Origin of the sequence: Paraburkholderia sp. WS6 (genome assembly GCF_030464835.1) — a bacterium.
Taxonomy (GTDB): Bacteria; Pseudomonadota; Gammaproteobacteria; order Burkholderiales; family Burkholderiaceae; genus Paraburkholderia; species Paraburkholderia madseniana.
On the sequence record NZ_JALQCK010000014.1, the window covers coordinates 100891 to 118378 of the forward strand.

Annotated in this window: 15 protein-coding genes; 9 read left to right on the forward strand and 6 right to left on the reverse strand. The window is 62.1% G+C overall.

The genetic code is table 11. The features are described 5' to 3' along the window. The first annotated feature begins 157 nt into the window (after positions 1–157). The gene (locus M0D64_RS18575) at positions 158–1240 is read left to right on the forward strand and encodes an AI-2E family transporter (RefSeq protein ID WP_171927002.1); all 1083 of its coding nucleotides are present in this window, start codon (positions 158–160) and stop codon (positions 1238–1240) included. Positions 1241–1311: 71 nt separating this feature from the next. Here the strand turns inward: M0D64_RS18575 and M0D64_RS18580 are convergent, their stop codons facing one another. Together M0D64_RS18580 and M0D64_RS18585 are read right to left on the reverse strand one after the other, a co-directional pair. Continuing rightward, positions 1312–2172 carry an alpha/beta hydrolase family protein gene (locus M0D64_RS18580; protein ID WP_266258798.1) on the reverse strand — a complete coding sequence of 287 codons (861 nt, stop codon included), beginning with the start codon at positions 2170–2172 and terminating at the stop codon, positions 1312–1314. Between the two features lie 73 nt (positions 2173–2245). Next, positions 2246–3355, reverse strand: a complete 1110-nt coding sequence (locus M0D64_RS18585; RefSeq protein ID WP_266258799.1) for an OpgC domain-containing protein — start codon at positions 3353–3355, stop codon at positions 2246–2248. A 578-nt stretch (positions 3356–3933) separates the two neighbouring features. Here M0D64_RS18585 and M0D64_RS18590 point away from each other — a divergent pair. Next, complete coding sequence (locus M0D64_RS18590; protein WP_154561478.1) at positions 3934–5106, forward strand: porin; 1173 nt, start codon at positions 3934–3936, stop codon at positions 5104–5106. 85 nt (positions 5107–5191) lie between these two features. Here the strand turns inward: M0D64_RS18590 and M0D64_RS18595 are convergent, their stop codons facing one another. Further along, positions 5192–5491: a hypothetical protein gene (locus tag M0D64_RS18595; protein ID WP_154561476.1), complete on the reverse strand. Its 300-nt coding sequence runs from the start codon at positions 5489–5491 to the stop codon at positions 5192–5194. 357 nt (positions 5492–5848) lie between these two features. Beyond that, complete coding sequence (locus M0D64_RS18600) at positions 5849–6436, reverse strand: NUDIX domain-containing protein (protein ID WP_266258800.1); 588 nt, start codon at positions 6434–6436, stop codon at positions 5849–5851. A 123-nt stretch (positions 6437–6559) separates the two neighbouring features. Here M0D64_RS18600 and M0D64_RS18605 point away from each other — a divergent pair, with 123 nt between their 5' ends. The 6 genes from M0D64_RS18605 to M0D64_RS18630 all read left to right on the forward strand — a co-directional run bounded on the left by M0D64_RS18605 (position 6560) and on the right by M0D64_RS18630 (position 14756). Continuing rightward, complete coding sequence (locus tag M0D64_RS18605; protein ID WP_168435748.1) at positions 6560–7315, forward strand: DeoR/GlpR family DNA-binding transcription regulator; 756 nt, start codon at positions 6560–6562, stop codon at positions 7313–7315. A gap of 446 nt (positions 7316–7761) precedes the next feature. Continuing rightward, positions 7762–10590 (forward strand): xanthine dehydrogenase family protein molybdopterin-binding subunit, encoded by a 2829-nt coding sequence (locus tag M0D64_RS18610; protein WP_266258801.1) that lies wholly within the window; start codon positions 7762–7764, stop codon positions 10588–10590. After that, a complete protein-coding gene (locus tag M0D64_RS18615) occupies positions 10587–11378 on the forward strand; it encodes a (2Fe-2S)-binding protein (RefSeq protein WP_266258802.1) in 792 nt (263 codons plus the stop codon). Before M0D64_RS18610 ends, M0D64_RS18615 begins: the two co-directional genes overlap by 4 nt. Further along, entirely contained in the window at positions 11378–12637 is a 1260-nt protein-coding gene (locus tag M0D64_RS18620) for a cytochrome c (protein ID WP_266258850.1), read from the forward strand. Before M0D64_RS18615 ends, M0D64_RS18620 begins: the two co-directional genes overlap by 1 nt. Positions 12638–12761: 124 nt before the next feature. After that, positions 12762–13178 carry a hypothetical protein gene (locus M0D64_RS18625; protein ID WP_266239175.1) on the forward strand — a complete coding sequence of 139 codons (417 nt, stop codon included), beginning with the start codon at positions 12762–12764 and terminating at the stop codon, positions 13176–13178. Between the two features lie 627 nt (positions 13179–13805). Then, entirely contained in the window at positions 13806–14756 is a 951-nt protein-coding gene (locus tag M0D64_RS18630) for a peptidoglycan DD-metalloendopeptidase family protein (protein WP_266258803.1), read from the forward strand. Positions 14757–14907: 151 nt separating this feature from the next. Here M0D64_RS18630 and M0D64_RS18635 read toward each other — a convergent pair whose 3' ends face one another. Together M0D64_RS18635 and M0D64_RS18640 are read right to left on the reverse strand one after the other, a co-directional pair. Beyond that, positions 14908–15726, reverse strand: coding sequence for an alpha/beta fold hydrolase (locus M0D64_RS18635; RefSeq protein WP_266258851.1), 819 nt, complete (start codon positions 15724–15726; stop codon positions 14908–14910). A gap of 458 nt (positions 15727–16184) precedes the next feature. Continuing rightward, positions 16185–16583 (reverse strand): hypothetical protein, encoded by a 399-nt coding sequence (locus tag M0D64_RS18640; protein ID WP_154565293.1) that lies wholly within the window; start codon positions 16581–16583, stop codon positions 16185–16187. Between the two features lie 449 nt (positions 16584–17032). On the opposite strand from M0D64_RS18640, the gene M0D64_RS18645 reads away from it, so the two are divergent. Beyond that, positions 17033–17488 carry a (2Fe-2S)-binding protein gene (locus M0D64_RS18645; RefSeq protein ID WP_266258804.1) on the forward strand — a complete coding sequence of 152 codons (456 nt, stop codon included), beginning with the start codon at positions 17033–17035 and terminating at the stop codon, positions 17486–17488.

Sequence of the window (17488 nt, forward strand, 5' to 3'; positions counted from 1 at the left end):
AGTGTTGTACCCAGTGCGACGAGCATGCTGCCTGCGAAGGGCGCCGGTGCTTCCTTTAAGATGTGGTTATTGATGAGCAACCGTGCGACGCAAGTGTAGCGGGTTTGCATTTTTCCGGTCGTCACGCGCGCATATCCATAAGAACTCAAGAGCCCACATGATTTCACGCCCCCCCGTAGCGCCGCCCGAATTGCCGACACCGCCTGATTGCCTGAAAAAGCAGAAAGCGGCTTCACTCGTCCTGTATATCGCACTCGTGTTGCTGGCGCTGTGGGTCGTGCGCGATTTCATTGCGGTGGCGGCCTGGGCGGGTGTCATTGCGATCGCGCTGTGGCCGCTTTTGCAAAAGGCGGCAGGCAACCGCTGGCTTGCAGGCCGCACGACGCTGATCGCCACGGCGCTAACCCTTGCGATCGCATTGCTGGTGGTCCTGCCGGTGGGTGTCGGCATTGCCCAGGCGCTGCGCGAAGCCCATGACATGAATGAGTGGTTCCAGGCCGCGCAGGAAAATGGTATTCCGATGCCGGACGTCATCCAGCGCTTGCCGTTCGGCGTGCAACAGGTTTCAGCCTGGTGGCAGGCCAATCTCGCCCAGCCGCTGCGCGACTCGGCGGCAATGAAGGGGCTGCACAGCACCACGGTGATGACGCTCGGCCGCCACTTCGGCGCGCGCGCGGCGCACGGCGTGATGGTGTTCGCTTTCATGCTAATCACGCTGTTCGTGATCTTTCAGGCGGGGCCGCGTCTGTCCGGCTCGCTGATGAAAGGCGTGCGGCGCGGCTTCGGCGACGACGGCGCGCAGTTGCTCGCGCGCATGGCCGCGGCAGTACGCGGCACGGTGTCGGGGCTGGTGGTGGTCGGGCTCGGCGAAGGGGTGTTGTTGGGCGTCGCCTATTTCGTGACCGGCTTGCCGCACGTCGCGCTGCTCGCGTTCGTCACGGCGATCGCCGCGATGCTGCCGTTCTGCGCACCGCTCACGTTCGGCCTCGCGGCCTTGTGGCTGTTCTCGCAAGGCTCGGTTGCCGCGGCCGTCGCGCTTGCTGTGTTCGGCTCGGTTGTGGTGTTCGTCGCCGAACATTTCGTGCGGCCGGTGCTGATCGGCAACTCGACGCGATTGCCTTTCCTGCTCGTGCTGTTCGGTATTCTCGGCGGGGCGGAGACGTTCGGTTTGCTTGGCCTCTTCATCGGGCCCGCGCTCATGACCGTTCTAGTGGTGCTGTGGACCGACCTCGTGCAATAGTTGCACGCACTTGTTGCACACACTTTACCGGCGCAATCAGGATTGCTGATTTGCCGGCTTATTTTTCCTGATTACTTTTCCTGATCGCGCGCCGACTGTTTGACGCAGCCCAGCGTGTATTTCAGCGCGGCGGGCAGCAGCGCGCTCCAGACATCCCAGGTGTGGCCGCCGTCGATGATGCGCAGCGCCGCCGGATTCCCCGCCAGCCGAAGGTGCGTGTAAAGCGATGACGCATCGGCCTGGATCGCCAGGTCGTCGTCGCCAGCGGCGATGAACATCGGCAGGCGATACGGCTGGCTCATGTACCGCTCCCATTGCGCCGGATAGTTGAGCGCATGCCAGACGTGCGGATCGAACTGCCGGTCGCCGAACACGCCGACGCGGCGCGCCGCCGAAGCGAGCGGCGGCCCGTTCGCATAGATCGCGGGGCTGAGCAGGAGCGCACCGCAAAACAGCTCGGGTTGCGTCATGGCGTAGCGCAACGCGCCGAAACCGCCCATCGAAACGCCGCCGATCATCCGCCCGCTACGCTGCGTTGCAACCGCGTAGCGTGTTTCGATCTCGGGCAGCAGATCGCCGAAGAACGCGGTTTCCATCTTCTCCTTGCGATCGACATACCAGTCCGTGCCGCCTTGCGGCATCACGATCGCAACCGGTGGCATCTCCTTGTGCTCGATCAGTGCGTCGGCGGCGGTTTGCAGGTGGCCTTGCGTGAGCCAGTCGTTGGCGTCGCCGTTGTTGCCGTGCAGGAGGTAGAGCACGGGAATGCGTGCGGTGTCGTGGCGATAGCCGGTGGGCAGATAGATCGTGTACGCCCAGTCGCGGCCGAGCGCTTCGGAATGGAAGCTTCGGCTGATGACGGTGCTGGCGCTCGCCGGCGCGCCGACAGCGGCGCACAGCGCGAGGAGCGCGGAATGTAGGAGTAGACGCATGTCAGAGTAAGAGGCCGCCGCGCAGGTCGCGCGCGGCCGTCATGCTATCAGGATCGGCAGTGAAAGCGCTCACTCAGGGCGACGTTCTGAGACGCAAGCTCCAGAGGTGCGTCGCGAAGCGCTTGAGCGGCTCAGATGCTCTCGCGATGGCGAACAGCGCGCCGACAGCACATGCATCCGCTACCAGCCCGAGGGGATAGTTCAGATAGCCGTCAGTCGCGGCATACAGCAGCGAATCGACGACCAGCGAAATCACGGCGCCCGCGATAAAGCACAGCAGCCCTTTGCGGCCGATCATGCCGACCCACGGCATCCATTGAGCGAGCTTCCTTGCCCAGCCGAGCTGGATCAGGTTCGCGACGAGCCAGGCAATCGCCAGAAAATTGACGGCGCGCAGATAGGAGAGATTTTGCTTGAAGCCGGCATCGAGCGGCTCGCGCTCAATAAAGAGCTTGTAGTAGGCCGCGGCGGCGACCACGGCGAACGCCAGCACGCTGACCAGCCAGCCGAGACGGTGCGCGCTGATCCGCTGATAAACCGGCTGGCAACGTGCCAGCACGCCGAGCACGAACAGCAACTGCCAGGCAAACGGGTTGAAATCCCAGTGCATGTCCGGCGCGGCGGGCAGGTAGGCGTCGATCGCCGGTGCGCCTGCCCACAGCGCAACGCTGCCGGCCAGCAGCAGCCATGGCTTGCTGCGCGCGAGCGGCAGGATCATCGGGACCAGCAGTGCGAAGAACGCGTACATCGGCAACACGGAAGCGAGATACGGCTGACGGCGGAACAGCAGAATGTCGCGCAGGGCGGCCACGGGCGTGTCCATCAGATCGTCGAGGTCGGTGGTGGCGAGATTCGGGCCGTCGATACTGAACGCGGTCAGCACCGCGCTGACCAGCAGCATCAAGCCGGCAGTGATGAGGAAGGCGCGATAGATTTCGAGCGAGCGGCGCAGGAAGCGGCTGCGCGCGGTCGCCTCGTTACGCCGTTCGGCGAGCGCCGCGTAGGCCGTCGCGGTGGCGAAGCCGCCGAGGAACACGAAGACTTCAGCCGCATCGCACAGCGCATAGGCATGCAGCGTGACGCGCGACAGAATGCTGCCGCCGATGTGATCGACGACGATGATCAGGAGGACCAGCCCGCGAAAAAAATCGAGCTCGATCAAGCGGGATTGCGACTTTTGCATTATGTGGTGCCAAAAGCAGCCCCGTGCGACGGCGCGCTAGTCCAGCGCGGCAGGCGTCTCACAAAGCTTTTGAAATTGGATTAGGTGTTGCGGCGGATGGCCGCCCCGCGGATGGCCGCCCCGCAGGTGGCCGCCCCGAGGATGCACGACCCGTGGGGTGACCAACCGCGTAGCCGCTTGAACCAGCCACGCGAGGCGCGGCTGCAGAGGCCAGTAAAAATGACCCGTTTGAGGGCGCAGAGTTCCGCTGCAGCGCCGCAAAAGCTTTCGATTATATTTCCTTCGATGACAAAACCGCGTCGAAACGCGCAGCGCCGGCGCGGCCAATGCGACAGCCAGCTTAAGCCCCGGCGGCGCGGCGCCGTTTACCTGAATAAGCGCTGCGAAAAAAGGGGCTGCCCTAGGCAGTGGAGATTTCGCAACGTTTTGAGATATGCGCGCGACACCCGATGGACGGCGACGTAACGGCGTGTGAGGATTTCCTTAAAGCGCGTCGGGGTCGATAAACGCCTCGACTAGCGTCAAAAAGAAAGCGGTCGGATCGAGTTGTCCCATTGCTCGAGCTCAGGGAGATCATCATGAACAAGCAAGTGTTCGCGCTGGCTGTCTCCACCGCTTTGTCCGCCACTTCGTTGGCGGTTTTCTCCCTGCCTGCTTTTGCCCAGACGAGCGTGACGCTGTACGGCGTGCTCGATGAAGGCATCAACTACACCAACAATGTCGGCCACGGCCATGTCTATGAACTCGCGAGCGGTTTTGCGCAAGGCAGCCGTTGGGGCTTGAAGGGCGCCGAGGAACTGGGCGGCGGCCTGAAGGCGATCTTCCAGCTCGAAAACGGCTTCGACGTCAGTTCCGGGCGGCTTAACCAGGGCGGCCGGATGTTCGGCCGCCAGGCGTTCGTCGGCTTGAGTTCGGAGCCATACGGCACCTTGACGTTCGGCCGCCAGTACGACTCGGTGGTCGACTTTCTGGCGCAGACCACGGCCAACGGCAACTGGGCCGGTTCACTGTTCTCGCACCCGTACGATAACGACAACACCGACAACTCGTTCCGTCTCGACAACAGCGTCAAGTACACCAGCCCGTCGATCTCGGGCTTCCAGTTCGGCGGCGTCTACAGCTTCAGCAACGACACCGGCTTCGCCAACAATCGCGCGTACAGTTTCGGCGGCCAGTACACCTACGGCGGACTGCTGGTGGCCGCGGCTTATCTGCAGGCCGACAACCCCGGCAACGGCTCAAACGGCGCGATCACCGCGAACGACGCCAGTTTTATCGCGGCTCGCATGCGCGTGTTCGGCGGCGGCATCACCTACACCTTTGGCCCGGCCACTGCCGGCTTCGTGTACACCAACTCGAACTATCTCGACCCGACCGGCAACGGCTTTCTCGGCGTGACGCCGCTCGTGCCGCCGGGCGTGTTGTTGAACTCGCTCAAGTATCAGAACTTCGAGGTGAACGGCAAGTATCAGATTTCGCCGATATTGTTTGTCGGCGCGCAGTATGTGTACACGATCGAAACCTACGACGCCTCGAACGGCGGCGTGAAGCCGAAGATTCATTCGTTTGGTTTGATGGCGGACTACAACCTGTCCAAACGCACCGACGTGTACATTCAGGGCGAATATCAGCAGGTGACCGGCGACGCCACGTTCTCAATTCTGGACGATGCCTTCACGCCCGGCACCCAGTCGCCGTCGTCGACGTCGAAGCAGGTCGTGGTGCGCGCGGCGATACGGCATAAATTCTAGAGGGTGGCAGGACGTGCCGGCGGTGGGCTGCATGATGACTGCAGGGCCGGGTGTGATGGATATCGCTTTCCCGTGCGGCGGGAGATCAGTTCATCACGTAGTTCTGAATCAGAATCCCGACTACCACGCCGGCGGGAATGCCGAAGGTTCTGCCGCGAATTGTCGCGGTTAGATCTTCGTCGAGTATGAAGCTGCAGCGGCGGTCACGCCAGACGGTCTTATAAGCCAATGGTTTTGCGTCGACGATGACGATCGAAATGAGCACGGTCAGGATGACCTGTTCCAAAGCATGCAGTTTCGCGATAAACGGTGAAAATTCACCGGCATTGCACAGCAATACCATTACGACTGCGGCGACCACGATGCCGAAAAAGAAACCGGCCATGAATCTGTTCGCTGAATTAAGAGAATCCACTTAAACCTCAAATCATTCGCCGGCTTTATGACGCTGACGAAGTAAAAAATATACTGACGGAAATGGTTTTCCCGTTTAAAGACCTGCCTCGCAATGACCGCGCGGCAGGCAAGCTTTAAAAGGACCCGTAAGGATATTTTTTTGACGTTCATCGACATATCATCCTTTTCCCAAAGTCGCGTGGGATTAGTCTGAAATGCCGGGATTTGTGGCGAGGCCGCGGACAGAACGGCCGTAGCGGGAGCGAGGCGCTCGCCACATTGCGAGTAAGTGCCCATGCGCACCGCCGCCGCCGTCGATCTCGCCGAACGACCTGCGAGCCAACACTTACGCGCCGAACAGATTCAACTTTGCGTACTGCAACAGCATGATCGTCTTCCCGTCGGCGATCTCGCCGCGTTCGACCATTGCCAGCGCTTCGTCCACCGCCAGTTCCAGCACCTCGATATCTTCACCTTCGTCGGCAATGCCGCCGCCCGCGCCGACTTTCACCACCGCATCATATTCAGCGACGAAAAAGTGCAGCTTTTCCGTCACCGAACCCGGGCTCATGAAGGCTTCGAATACCTTGCGCACGTCGCGTACGCGGTAGCCGGTTTCCTCTTCGACTTCAGCGCGAATCCGCTCTTCGGGTGAGGCGGCCTCCAGCAGGCCCGCTGGCGCCTCGATCAGCATACCGTGATGACCGTTGACGAACGCCGGCAGGCGGAATTGCCGCGTCAGCACCACCGTGCGGCGGCGCGGGTCGTACAGCAATAGCGTCGCGCCGTTGCCGCGATCGTAGGTTTCGCGGCTCTGGCGCTGCCAGCTGCCGTCCGCGCGTTGGTAGTCGAAGGTGGTTTTCTTCAGCACGTACCAGTCGTCCGATAGCACTTTCACGTCGACGATCCGCACCCGCCCGGCGATTTCGTTCATGGCTCGTATCCTGTTCCGTTGGGAAACGCGGTCTGCACCGCATGCAATTTATGGTATCGTGCAATATCGTGCAAAAACAAGAAATTTCGTGCAAATTGCCAAAATGCTTTCGGGACGCCCGCCGTGCTCACATCGCAAAGAAAACAGTTGATCCTTGAAGCGCTCAAGCGTGACGGCCAGGTGATCGCCAGGACCTTGAGCGTCGAGTTCGACGTCTCGGAGGACACGATCCGCCGCGATCTGCGCGAGCTCGCCGCCGAGGGGCAGCTCCAGCGCGTGCATGGCGGCGCATTGCCGGCGTCGCCGGCGGCAGTGGATTTTGCCGGGCGCGAGCGCATCGAATCGGCATCGAAGGCGGCGATCGGCCGGGCGGCGGCGGGCATGATCGCGCGCGGGCAGATTGCCTTCATCGACGGCGGCACGACTGCCGTGCAACTGGCGCGCCACTTGCCGCGCGATTTGCGGGCGACGATCGTCACGCACAGCCCGAGCATCGCCGTCGAACTGGCCGAGCACGCGGAGCTCGAGGTCATCATGATCGGTGGGCGTCTGTTCCGGCATTCAATGGTCAACGTGGGTGCGGCGGCTATCGAATCGCTCAGCCACATTCGCGCCGACTTCTACTTCATGGGCGTCACGGGTGTGCATCCGCAAGCGGGCCTGAGCACCGGCGATATGGAGGAGGCCTACGTGAAGCGCGCGCTCGCGGAACATGCAGCGGAAACCGTGGTGCTGGCGTCGGCGGAAAAACTCAATGCGGCATCGGCGTACAAGATCGCGGACGTGTCGGCGGCCAGCACGATCGTCGTCGAGCGGAATACGCCAGAGGTGCTTACCGCGCCGTTCGAAGCATTGGGGATCACGATCTTGCGCGCTTAGTTAAATACGTTTTAGTAAGTTACGCTCGCGACAAAACAGCGGCCATCGCCGATCCTCGACAGATAACAAACAGCGCAATAAACCCACTGTTATAACGATTCATACCCAATACGTTATTTGTGAGATAGCTGACAAAAAATGACGCACCGTGCGTCTAAACAGCGAGATAATCCCGGCCCTTGGCCCTCTGCAGGGCAGGGAAAAGGCAACTCACGGTAGTTCAAGGTCAATCAGATCGACTGCGGCAGCCGAAGTGATGGCTACTGCACATCGCCGGTACGCCCGGGCTCAAGCAAGCGCCCGCGGTTCGAACACCTCCCTCGTGGTTATCGCCGTCCAGCGTAGGTTCGCCGCGCGCGAGCACACGCGTCGTTTCGCGCGAGACCTGACGTTTTCACGGTCGTCCTGCTCACGAGTTGCCGCTGTTTTCACTTAAGGAGATGTCCATGGGGAAACTCGACCTTTCGCGTCGTAGTTTTCTGAAGGCCAGCGTGTTGGCGGGTGTGTCGGTGTATATCGCGCCGATGGGCAGCCGCGCATTTGCTGCGTTATTCGAAGACAAAATTCTGACGCCGGTTCAGTGGGACGCCGCCAATGGGCAGGCGAAATTCCGCATCGACGGTATCGCCAAAGTGACGGGCTCGAAAGTGTTCGCGCGAGACATCCGCGCCACCGACATGCCGCACTGGCCGCAGCAGCAATCGCACGCCTTCATCCTGCGCACGACGCAAGCCGACCGCAGCTACGAAGGCTTCGACCTGACGCTGCTCGGCGACGAACTGAAGCCCGACCGTGTGGTCACGGCGGCCGATCTGACGCGCGACGGCCTGATCTTCCCGGCCTTCTACGGCGACGACATGTTGCTGCCGCCGGGCAAGACGCCCGCATATCTCGGCCAGGCGGTCGCGATCCTGATTTATCACGACTTCGCGCGCTTTCGCTTCGCGAAAGACAAGCTCAAGTTCCAGGATCAGATCATCCGTTACGGCGCGAAAACCGGGCCGCTCGAGCGCGATCCGTGGGGCACGTTCCGCTTCGTACGCGTCGGCGGCAAGACGCCGTATGACGACGATATCTTCTCCAGCCTGAAAGACGCACCGGTGTTCCCGAGCATGATGCGCAAGCACAAGCCGGTGTGGCCGGACGGCGTCGAACACGGCAAGCTCGACGAGCAGGGCATGTTCCACGCCGGCCAGATCCAGCAGGAGCTGGATCATCCGTCGGCGGACTGGCTCGTCATGGAGCGCGAGTACAACACGCAGTCGATCGACACCGCCGCGCTCGAACCGGACAACGCGAACTGCTGGTACGACGCGGCGACGCAATCGCTGCACATGGTCGTGCCGACCCAGGCGCCGTCTGAAGTCGCCGACAGCGCCGCCGGCATGGTCGCGAAGTGCGCGTTCCCGGTGAAGAATCTGTTCATTCACCCGTGCTACACGGTGGGCTACGGTTCGAAGGATCACTTCAACGTGCCGTTCTACGGCCTCGTCTGCGCGATGTATGCGGACGGCCGCCCGGTGCGTCTTGCGAACGATCGCTACGAGCAGTTCCAGACGTCGTTGAAACGCCATGCGTTCAAGATGAACTACCGGATCGCCGTCGATAAGAACACCGGCATGATGCAATCGTTCAAGGCCGCGATGGAAGCCGATGGAGGCGGTCGCTGCAATTTCTCGCCGTCGGTGGCGATGGTCGGCGCGACGGCTGCGCAATCGATCTACTACTTCCCGAAGAACGATCTCTCGGCGGTGGCGATCGCCTCGCGCGCGATCGACGCCGGTTCGGCACGCGGTTACGGCACGCTGCAAAGCATGGCCGCGACGGAGATGATGGTCGACGAAATCGCCGCGCAACTGAATCTCGATCCGATCGATTTCCGCCTGAAGAACGCGCTGCGTTCGGGCATGAAGAACACCCAGGGCGCGGTGCCCGCCGGCGCGATTCGTGTCGACGACGTATTGCAGAAAGCGAAGGCTCATCCGCTGTGGGTGAATCGCGCAAAGCGCAAGGCCGAGTTCGAAGCCGCTCATCCGGGCAAGCGTTATGGCGTTGGCTTTGCGTGTGTGCAAAAGGACTTCGGCACGGGCGCGGAAACCTCGTTCGCCAAGGTCGAGTTCAGCGCCGACGGCAAGATCGGCCTGCAACACACGGCGGCCGAAATCGGTACCGGCATGTCGACCTCGCAGGCGATCGCGGTCGCGAAGTGGCTCGGCAAGCCGGCCACCGACGTGCATGTCGCGATCACCGATTGGCCCGATCTGCCGGTCGTCACGAGCGGCGATCCGTACATGATGTCGCAAGCGGACCAGGACAAGCTGGCCGCGAATCCCCGTTGGTCGCCGGGTTATGCGTCGCCGTCGAGTGCGACGAATTCGGCGTTCTATTTCACGCACAGCACGCGCGAAGCGGCACGCGTCGTCTTCGCGCACGGCTTGTGGCCGGCGGCCATGGCGATCTGGAGCCAGGGTGGCGGCGGTGGTCAAGCCGCGCCGCTGGTGGTGCGCATCGAGGACGCGCGTTGGGTCGACGGCAAGCTTTCGGCGGCGGGGCTCGAAGCACTGCCGTTCGAACAGCTCGCGAAGAAGGCACACGAATTGGGTCTGGTCACCGGTGCGACCGTGCACGTGTTCAATCGCTGGCAATGGACCGAGTCGGACTTCGAGATCGACGGCACTGTCGAGCGTCTGCCGCTCGATGGGCTTGCGCTTCGATATGGCGACAACGCTTCGGCCGATAAAAAGAAACTGCAAATCACGCCGAACCACTATCGCGTGCTTGATCGTCAGCGCGTGTTCATTCCGCCGGTTCAGCGTAACAACGCGGCCGTGACGTATTACAGCGCGGTCGGCACGCTGGTCGAGTTGTCGGTGCATGAAGCGAGCGGCAAAGTGGACTTGCTTGCCCATCACTCGATCATGGAGTGCGGCAATCAGATCTCGCCGCAACTTGTGTCGGGCCAGTTGCAAGGAGGCCTTGCGATGGGCATCGGTCACGCATTGCACGAGTATCTGCCGCTCTATGAAGACGGTCCTGGCAACGGCACCTGGAACTTCAATCGCTACCACTTGCCGCGTGCGACGGATGTCGCCGTCTGGACCCAGACCGGTGAAGTGTTGCCACCCCTCACTGAGACCGATCCGCCGAAGGGCATCGCCGAAGTGGTGATGATTCCGGTGGTCGGCGCCATCGTGAACGGTATCGCGCACGCGATCGGCCATCGCTTTACCGACCTGCCGGTCACCCCGCAACGTATTCAGGAGGTGCTCGCATGACGGCCCCCACTCAAACTCCCGCTAATGCTGCGAGCGCCGCCGTTGCCTCGGGCACCGTTTCTGGCGCTTCCGCTTCCGCCGCTGCTACTGCGGTCTCCGGTCCCTCGGGCGCTGCTGCCGCGCACACTGCTTCAGGTGCTTCAGGTGCTTCAGGTGCTTCAGGTGCTTCCGGTGCTTCCGGTGCCTCGGGCGTTGCGGCCGGCGCGCCGGCCGCAACGGTGGTCGAGCGTCCGTTGACGCATTTCCGCACGCTGCCGCTGTCGGTCAAGGTGAACAGCGAGATCGTCGGCCCGACCGACGTGCCCGCCGGTCTGATGATGATCGACTTCCTGCACGAGTCTCTGCACCTGACCGGCTCGCGCCTCGGCTGCGGCCAGGGCATCTGCCACGCGTGCGTCGTGATCGTCGACAAGCCGGACGGCACCAGCGAAGAAGTGCGCACCTGCATCACGGGCGCGAATTTTTTCCACGGCAAAACCATCCGCACGATCGAAGGCCACGCGAAGCGCAACGAAGCAGGCGAGGTCGTCGAACTGTCGCCGATCCAGCAGAAGTTTCTCGAACACTTCAGTTTTCAGTGCGGCTACTGTACGCCCGGTTTCGTCAATGCGGCGACCGTGCTGATCGAACGTCTGAAGCGTCAGCCGATTGCTAAAGACAAGGTCGAGCAAACCATCACCGAGGCGCTGAACGACCATATCTGCCGTTGCACGGGCTACGTGCGCTATTACGAAGCCGTGAAGGAGGTTGTGATGACCACGCCAGGCCTTGTAAAGGACGCGGCATGATGACTCCCTTGATGAACGTGCGCCGCGCGTTGCTGCTGCTCGGCACGGCAGCTTTGCTAAGTGCCTGCGGTAAACACGACGACTCCGCCGCAGCGATGCGGGCCGCTGCCGCAATGGGACCGCAATCCACCGCGGCCGATCCGCTCGCGCGCGGCCGTTACCTCGTGAAAGCCGCAGATTGCGCCGCCTGCCACACCACGTCGGATGGCGCGCCGTTCGCCGGTGGCGTGAAGCTGGCCTCGCCATTCGGCACCTTCTATGGCACCAACATCACGCCGGACAAGGACCACGGCATCGGCAACTGGAGCGCGGACGATCTGTACAGGGCGCTGCACGATGGCGTCACGCCGACGAAGCAGTTGTATCCGGCCATGCCGTACACGTCCTACCGCCAACTGTCGCGCGCGGATAGCGATGCGATCTACGCGTATCTAATGGCGCAGAAGCCGGCGGCCGTGGCGAACCACGAGCCCGAGTTGTCGTTCCCGTTCAACATGCGTTTTGGCGTGCGTTTCTGGAACTGGGTGTTCCTGAAGGACACGTTGCCGGACGCATCTAAAGGGCAGTCCGCCGACTGGAATCGCGGACGCTATCTGGCGAGCGCACTCGGCCATTGCGCCGAATGTCATACACCGCGCGGCAAGTTCGGTCAGCTCGACGGCGCCAGGCCGCTGACGGGCGCGGCGCTCGGCAGGATCGCCGCACCGGACATCACGCCGCATGGTTTGGCGGCGCGCGGCTGGACGGCCGCGGACCTGCAGACGTTCTTCGCGACGGGCATCTCGCCGCAAGGCTCGGCTTTCGGCGAGATGTATCCGGTCGTGCATCTGAGCAGTCAGTACATGACGCATGACGATCTGCGCGCGATGTCGACCTATCTGCTTGGTGACCAGGCGCTGGCGCCGCAACCATTGCAATCGGTCTCCGCCGATGCCGCGCAACTCGAGGCCGGGCGCAATGTGTATCTCGCGGTGTGTGCGGGCTGTCACGGGCTGAGCGGCGAAGGCAAGCCGCACGTCGCGGTGCCGATGCACGGCAACTCGACAGTGCGTCAAGGCGATGCGCACAACCTGATCGTGGCGATGCTCGACGGCATCGGCGCTCAGGATTTCCCGGGCCTCGAGCGGATGCAGGAGATGCCGGGCTTCGCCACGCAACTCAGCGACACGGAACTCGCGCAGCTCGCGAATTATCTGCGCGCGACGTACGGCGGCCAACCCGCCGACGTAACGGCCGATGCGGTGAAGGCGTTGCGTTGAAGCGTGAACGGCGCGCAATGAACTCACGCGTAATGGTCTGCTCAAACGGTATCGCGCCGTTGCCGTCCGGCGGCGCGCCGTACGTTTCGCCGTAGACCGGTCCGATGTCCTTCACGGAGACTTCATGAGTCATCTCGCCACGCAGATTCTTCCTCATCATAGTGACCCTCATTCGGTGGGTGCACCGCTGGCTTGCGTACAGGGTACGATCAGCAAGGTGTTCCTCAGCCCGGAATTCCACCACGCCGCCGATCACCAGCAATTCGTCATCAGGATCGACAAGGTCGTGAAGTTCGAAGGCGGCACGCAGAACCTGGTCGGTACCGAAGTATTCGTTGCCGTGCGCTACGGCGACAGCGAAGGGCTCGCGCAGGCAATCCCCGGTCTGCAGGCCGGGCAGCCAATCGAGGCGCAAGGCGAATACATCGCCGAAGCCAGCGCCTATCCCACCGCCGACAACAACAACCCTGTTCTGCCGGTGCTGCACTTCACGCATCATCCGGTCGGCTACGTGCTGTATCAAGGTCATACCTACAGCTAGGCCAGGCCAGTCGCTGCGAGCCGGGCGGGCGCACGCCTGTCCGTCCGCTCGCCTGCGCATTTCCCCTTGGCTCCTCGTCTCGCGTACCGGCAATTCAAGTTTTCGCAGTGTTCTGCCGATAAGCAAACGTTATCGTCCGGTCGTCGGGCGACGCAGCCGTTTGCGGGTCTTCGCGATCATGCGCGTAGAGACACCAGGCCGACACCGCGCGTGCGGCGCGGACGGACCTGATGTGCCGGCTGATGCCACTGGACCAGCACCGAGCAGCGGAGGCTCCAGGACATGCGGCGCCGGACTGGTTGCGGATGCAACCGTGTCTGCAACACCGTGAGTAAGGTTTGTATCTGTTTGTGTGAGCCGGGACGTTTTTTGCAAAATGCACTTTACAATTCCGCGTGAATTTTAATCGGCAATCTGGCCCTTTTCGCGGAAGATCGGCTGTTTTTGGGCGTCCGGGCATCCGGCATCCGGTGAAGCGAAAGGGCTTGGGTTGGACGGCAGGGCACGGATGGGCGCCGCACGAGGCGGCCTCGCTGTGTCGCGACAGAAAGCAGCGCTTCGTCAGAACGCGCGCATCGCACGCGACAGGGCCGCATCCGGCTCGCCAATAAAAAGCAGGAGTCGAACATGTTGGGAAAGCGTTTCGACAGAACAATGATGGCCAGTCTGGCCGGCGTGTGGGTCGCGCTGGCGGTCAGCGGTTGTGCGAATGTGGGGCAGCAGGGTGCGCAAAACGGCGCGGCATCGGACGCGTCGGCTGCGTCCGGTGTGCCGGCTGCGGCTGCAGCGCCGGCTTCTGATGCGCTCGCAGGTTCGTCGGTCAAGCCAGCCGCCGACGACGGCACGCCGCTTAAAAAATCGCCGCCGTTGGTGTATCGCGTCAAGCGTGGCGACACGTTGGCACGCATCGCGCAGCATCATCATTGCAGTGTCAGGCAGTTGCAGGCGTGGAATGGCCTCAAGCCCTCCTCGCGGTTGAAGCTCGGGCAGGTGCTGCACGTCGCTTCGCCGGAAACGGTACGGGCGGTTAATTCGGCCAATGCGGCAGCAAACGCGGCAGCCGCCGCGCCGGCTGTTCCGCTTGCCGCGCAGCAGGCGCCGGCGGCAACCACGTCGCAGGCAACGGCGCAGTCCGCCACGCCATCACCCGCGCCCAGCGCCGCCGAGGCACGCGAAGTCGCGCAGCAAACCTCCCGGCATGCAAACGGCGTATCGCTGGCATGGCCTGCAGGTGGCCGTGTAGTCGAAGCATTCCAGCCGGGCGAAACACGCGGCATCGAAATCGGCGGCAAGGCCGGCGATCCGGTGCGGGCCGCGGCCGACGGCAAGGTAATGTACGCCGGCACCGGTTTGAACAGCTACGGCAGTCTGATCATCGTTCAGCACAACAAGGACTTTTTGACCGCGTACTCGCATAACCGCAAGCTACTGGTCAAAATCGGCGACATCGTGCGGCAAGGCCAGCAGATTGCCGAGATGGGCGATGAGAACAACTCGCGCGTCTCGGTCGGCTTCGAGTTGCGCCGCGACGGCAAGCCGATCGATCCGATGCCGTATTTGCCGCAAGGCCGCGGCTAGGCGAGCCTAGGAATTAGCCGACGATTTTTCGCCAATACCAAACAAGCAGCGATCCCGGTTAGTCATTTGCCGGTATCGCTGCTTTGTCACATCCTCGCATCCGGTTCGACTACAGGGCAGATCAGATCGGCTACCGGTAACGCGCCTTCCTTCAATCGAACCAGCGCAGCGCCGCTGCGACGATCGCTTCGGGTGCATCTTCCTGCACCAGATGACCGGCCTTGGGCACTGCCTGAAAGCGCGCCTCGGGTATGACCGCCGCCAGTTGCCGGCCGCGTTCGAGTGGAATCCACTGGTCGTCTTCGCCCCACAGGATTTGCGTCGGGCAACGCATCTGCGGATAACGTGTTTCGACCGCGTCGGTATAGCGCTGATCCATTTGGGCGATCTGGCGGTAGAACGCGGCTTGTCCCATTGCGCCGAGCCACGGTGTTACATAAGGCGCGAGTTCCTCGTCCGGAATGTCGCGAGCGATGGCGCCACGCACGTATGCCTTCACGACCGCTTCGTGGATATACGGCGGCAGCCCGGCGAAGGCTGCGCCGTGTTCGCGCACGTGCTGCACGAACGGCGACCCCCATGGTGCGACGGCGACCGGATCGATCAGCGTCAGGCTGCGATAGTCGCACCCGTCAATGAGATGCGCGCGCAAGGAAGTCGCGCCGCCGAAATCGTGCGCGATGATGTCCGGATTCGTCAGTTGCCAATGCGCGAGCAATTCCGCCAGCAGCACGTTCTGCACGCCGAGCGAGACATCCTGAGCGTCGCGTTGCTCGGATTGGCCGTAGCCAAGCAGATCGTAGTAATACACGGTGCGAACTTGCGCGAGATGCGGGGCGATGCGATGCCACACATACGAAGAAAACGGTGTGCCATGAACCAGCACCAGCGGCGGGCCGTTGCCGGTCACGCGAAAACGCACGGTTTGATCACGGAACGTATAGCTTTCGGGAAGCAGCCAGTTTTGCATGGTGATGAGCGTCACGAGAAAGTCTGCTTACCTTAGCAGGGTGCTCCGAAGCGCGCTGACCGGCTTTTCGCAGCATCCTCCGGGTACCTCCCGCAAAAGCTCACCTTTGTTTTAGTCGGCAAAGCCAGGCAAATTCAAAAGACTCTGACTCACGGCGTCGCCGGATCGATCGGTGCGTGGTGCTGACACAGCGCACTGTTACGAAACGAGCATAAATCACCTTGAAACAAGGTATTTTTGTGTTGGCTGGATTCGGGAAGCCTGGTAATCGTCGAGGACGCGTCGATTCGGTATTCAACGAAACGACGCGTGATCAACCAAAATGTGCGCGTGGCAATGGTGAGCAAATTCGGGAGCCGAAGGCTCAATCAATACCGGATGCGGCACTGCCGCACTCCACCACGGCGACCAGCTCTGGCTAACGCCAACGAAGCCCCGGTGAAGTGACGCGCCACCGGCTATTTCGCTTCAGCGCCGCGCAGCAATTGCGAAACCTGGCCGTGGTGATGCAGGATCGCCGGGTCGGCTTGCAGGAGCGGCAAGTAGCGCGGCAGGAATGCGTTGTTGGGCTGGTCGGGTGAAAAGAGGCCAGAGACGGCTTCGGCTGCGGCGAGCCGATCGGCGGCGTCCGCCTCCTTGTCGTCGAGAATTTCGTCGACGTTGGCGATCACCGTGGAGAGCGGCGTGAGCCAGCGGAACGCAGAGCCGTTGATGAGCACCTGCAGGAAGGCCGCCGGGGTCACGGGGCCGAATTCCTTTTCGTACGACGCGCGCTCGTGATCGAGAATCGACTTATGCAGCGCCAGTAGCGGTTTGCGAATTTCCGAGAGGAATTGAATGCATTGCTGGTCGTTCATCTTGCCGCTCCTTCGGATAGTCATGCCGGATCAAGCCGGGCGATCGGGTCAAGCCAGATCCATGCTAACAAAATCGCTCGAAGATGCATCAATAAATAAGATTGATGCGCGCACGCGAAGCGCATCAGATCAAGCCGGTGTCGCAATGGTAACGCATTGATTTAAATCTCGTTTCACTTGCGGCAGGGGCCGCGGCTGCGTCTTTCTCAATGCGTGGACACGCTGCGGACATGTGCACCCTGTCTGCGAACTTCTTTATCCACGGCTACAATTTCCAGGTCTCTTCCAGTGCACTCGCGCTGCGCATCATCTCCTGTACGCATTGAACCGCAGCCGCATCGCGTATTAGCACGGCGTGTCGAATAAACCCGGCAAGTCTTTGCGTTTTGGTTCGACGTCTCTGTCTAAACATCCGCCTGACAAACAATAAACCCCACCCGGAGCCGCCCATGACAACGTTCAACATCAACGGCCAGACGCATACCGTCGACGCACCGCCTGACATGCCCCTCTTGTGGGTGTTGCGCGATCTCGTCGGCTTGACCGGCACCAAGTTCGGTTGCGGCATCGCGCAATGCGGCGCATGCACCGTGCATCTCGATGGCGTCGCGGCGCGCTCGTGCGTGCTGCCGGCGGCGGCTGTGGGCGACAAGAAAATCACCACCATCGAAGCGGTCGGCAGCACGCCGGCCGGGCAGAAGGTGCAGCAGGCATGGCGTCAGCTCGACGTCGTGCAATGCGGCTACTGTCAGTCGGGGCAGGTGATGTCGGCGGCCTCGCTGATCGCGAGCAACCCCAATCCAACCGATGCGGATATCGACGCCGCCATGGCCGGCAACATTTGCCGCTGTGGGACGTACAACCGCATCCGCGCGGCGATCAAGCAAGCCGCGAAGGGGGCTTGA

Bases quoted from the DNA above. Each gene is read 5' to 3' on its own strand.
- M0D64_RS18600 (WP_266258800.1), bottom strand. From the start codon at position 6,436: ATGAACGAAATCGCCGGGCGGGTGCGGATCGTCGACGTGAAAGTGCTA.
- M0D64_RS18615 (WP_266258802.1), top strand. From the start codon at position 10,587: ATGACGGCCCCCACTCAAACTCCCGCTAATGCTGCGAGCGCCGCCGTT.
- M0D64_RS18595 (WP_154561476.1), bottom strand. From the start codon at position 5,491: ATGGCCGGTTTCTTTTTCGGCATCGTGGTCGCCGCAGTCGTAATGGTA.
- M0D64_RS18635 (WP_266258851.1), bottom strand. From the start codon at position 15,726: ATGCAAAACTGGCTGCTTCCCGAAAGCTATACGTTCCGTGATCAAACC.
- M0D64_RS18620 (WP_266258850.1), top strand. From the start codon at position 11,378: ATGACTCCCTTGATGAACGTGCGCCGCGCGTTGCTGCTGCTCGGCACG.
- M0D64_RS18590 (WP_154561478.1), top strand. From the start codon at position 3,934: ATGAACAAGCAAGTGTTCGCGCTGGCTGTCTCCACCGCTTTGTCCGCC.
- M0D64_RS18645 (WP_266258804.1), top strand. From the start codon at position 17,033: ATGACAACGTTCAACATCAACGGCCAGACGCATACCGTCGACGCACCG.
- M0D64_RS18610 (WP_266258801.1), top strand. From the start codon at position 7,762: ATGGGGAAACTCGACCTTTCGCGTCGTAGTTTTCTGAAGGCCAGCGTG.
- M0D64_RS18585 (WP_266258799.1), bottom strand. From the start codon at position 3,355: ATGCAAAAGTCGCAATCCCGCTTGATCGAGCTCGATTTTTTTCGCGGG.
- M0D64_RS18640 (WP_154565293.1), bottom strand. From the start codon at position 16,583: ATGAACGACCAGCAATGCATTCAATTCCTCTCGGAAATTCGCAAACCG.
- M0D64_RS18630 (WP_266258803.1), top strand. From the start codon at position 13,806: ATGTTGGGAAAGCGTTTCGACAGAACAATGATGGCCAGTCTGGCCGGC.
- M0D64_RS18580 (WP_266258798.1), bottom strand. From the start codon at position 2,172: ATGCGTCTACTCCTACATTCCGCGCTCCTCGCGCTGTGCGCCGCTGTC.
- M0D64_RS18625 (WP_266239175.1), top strand. From the start codon at position 12,762: ATGAGTCATCTCGCCACGCAGATTCTTCCTCATCATAGTGACCCTCAT.
- M0D64_RS18575 (WP_171927002.1), top strand. From the start codon at position 158: ATGATTTCACGCCCCCCCGTAGCGCCGCCCGAATTGCCGACACCGCCT.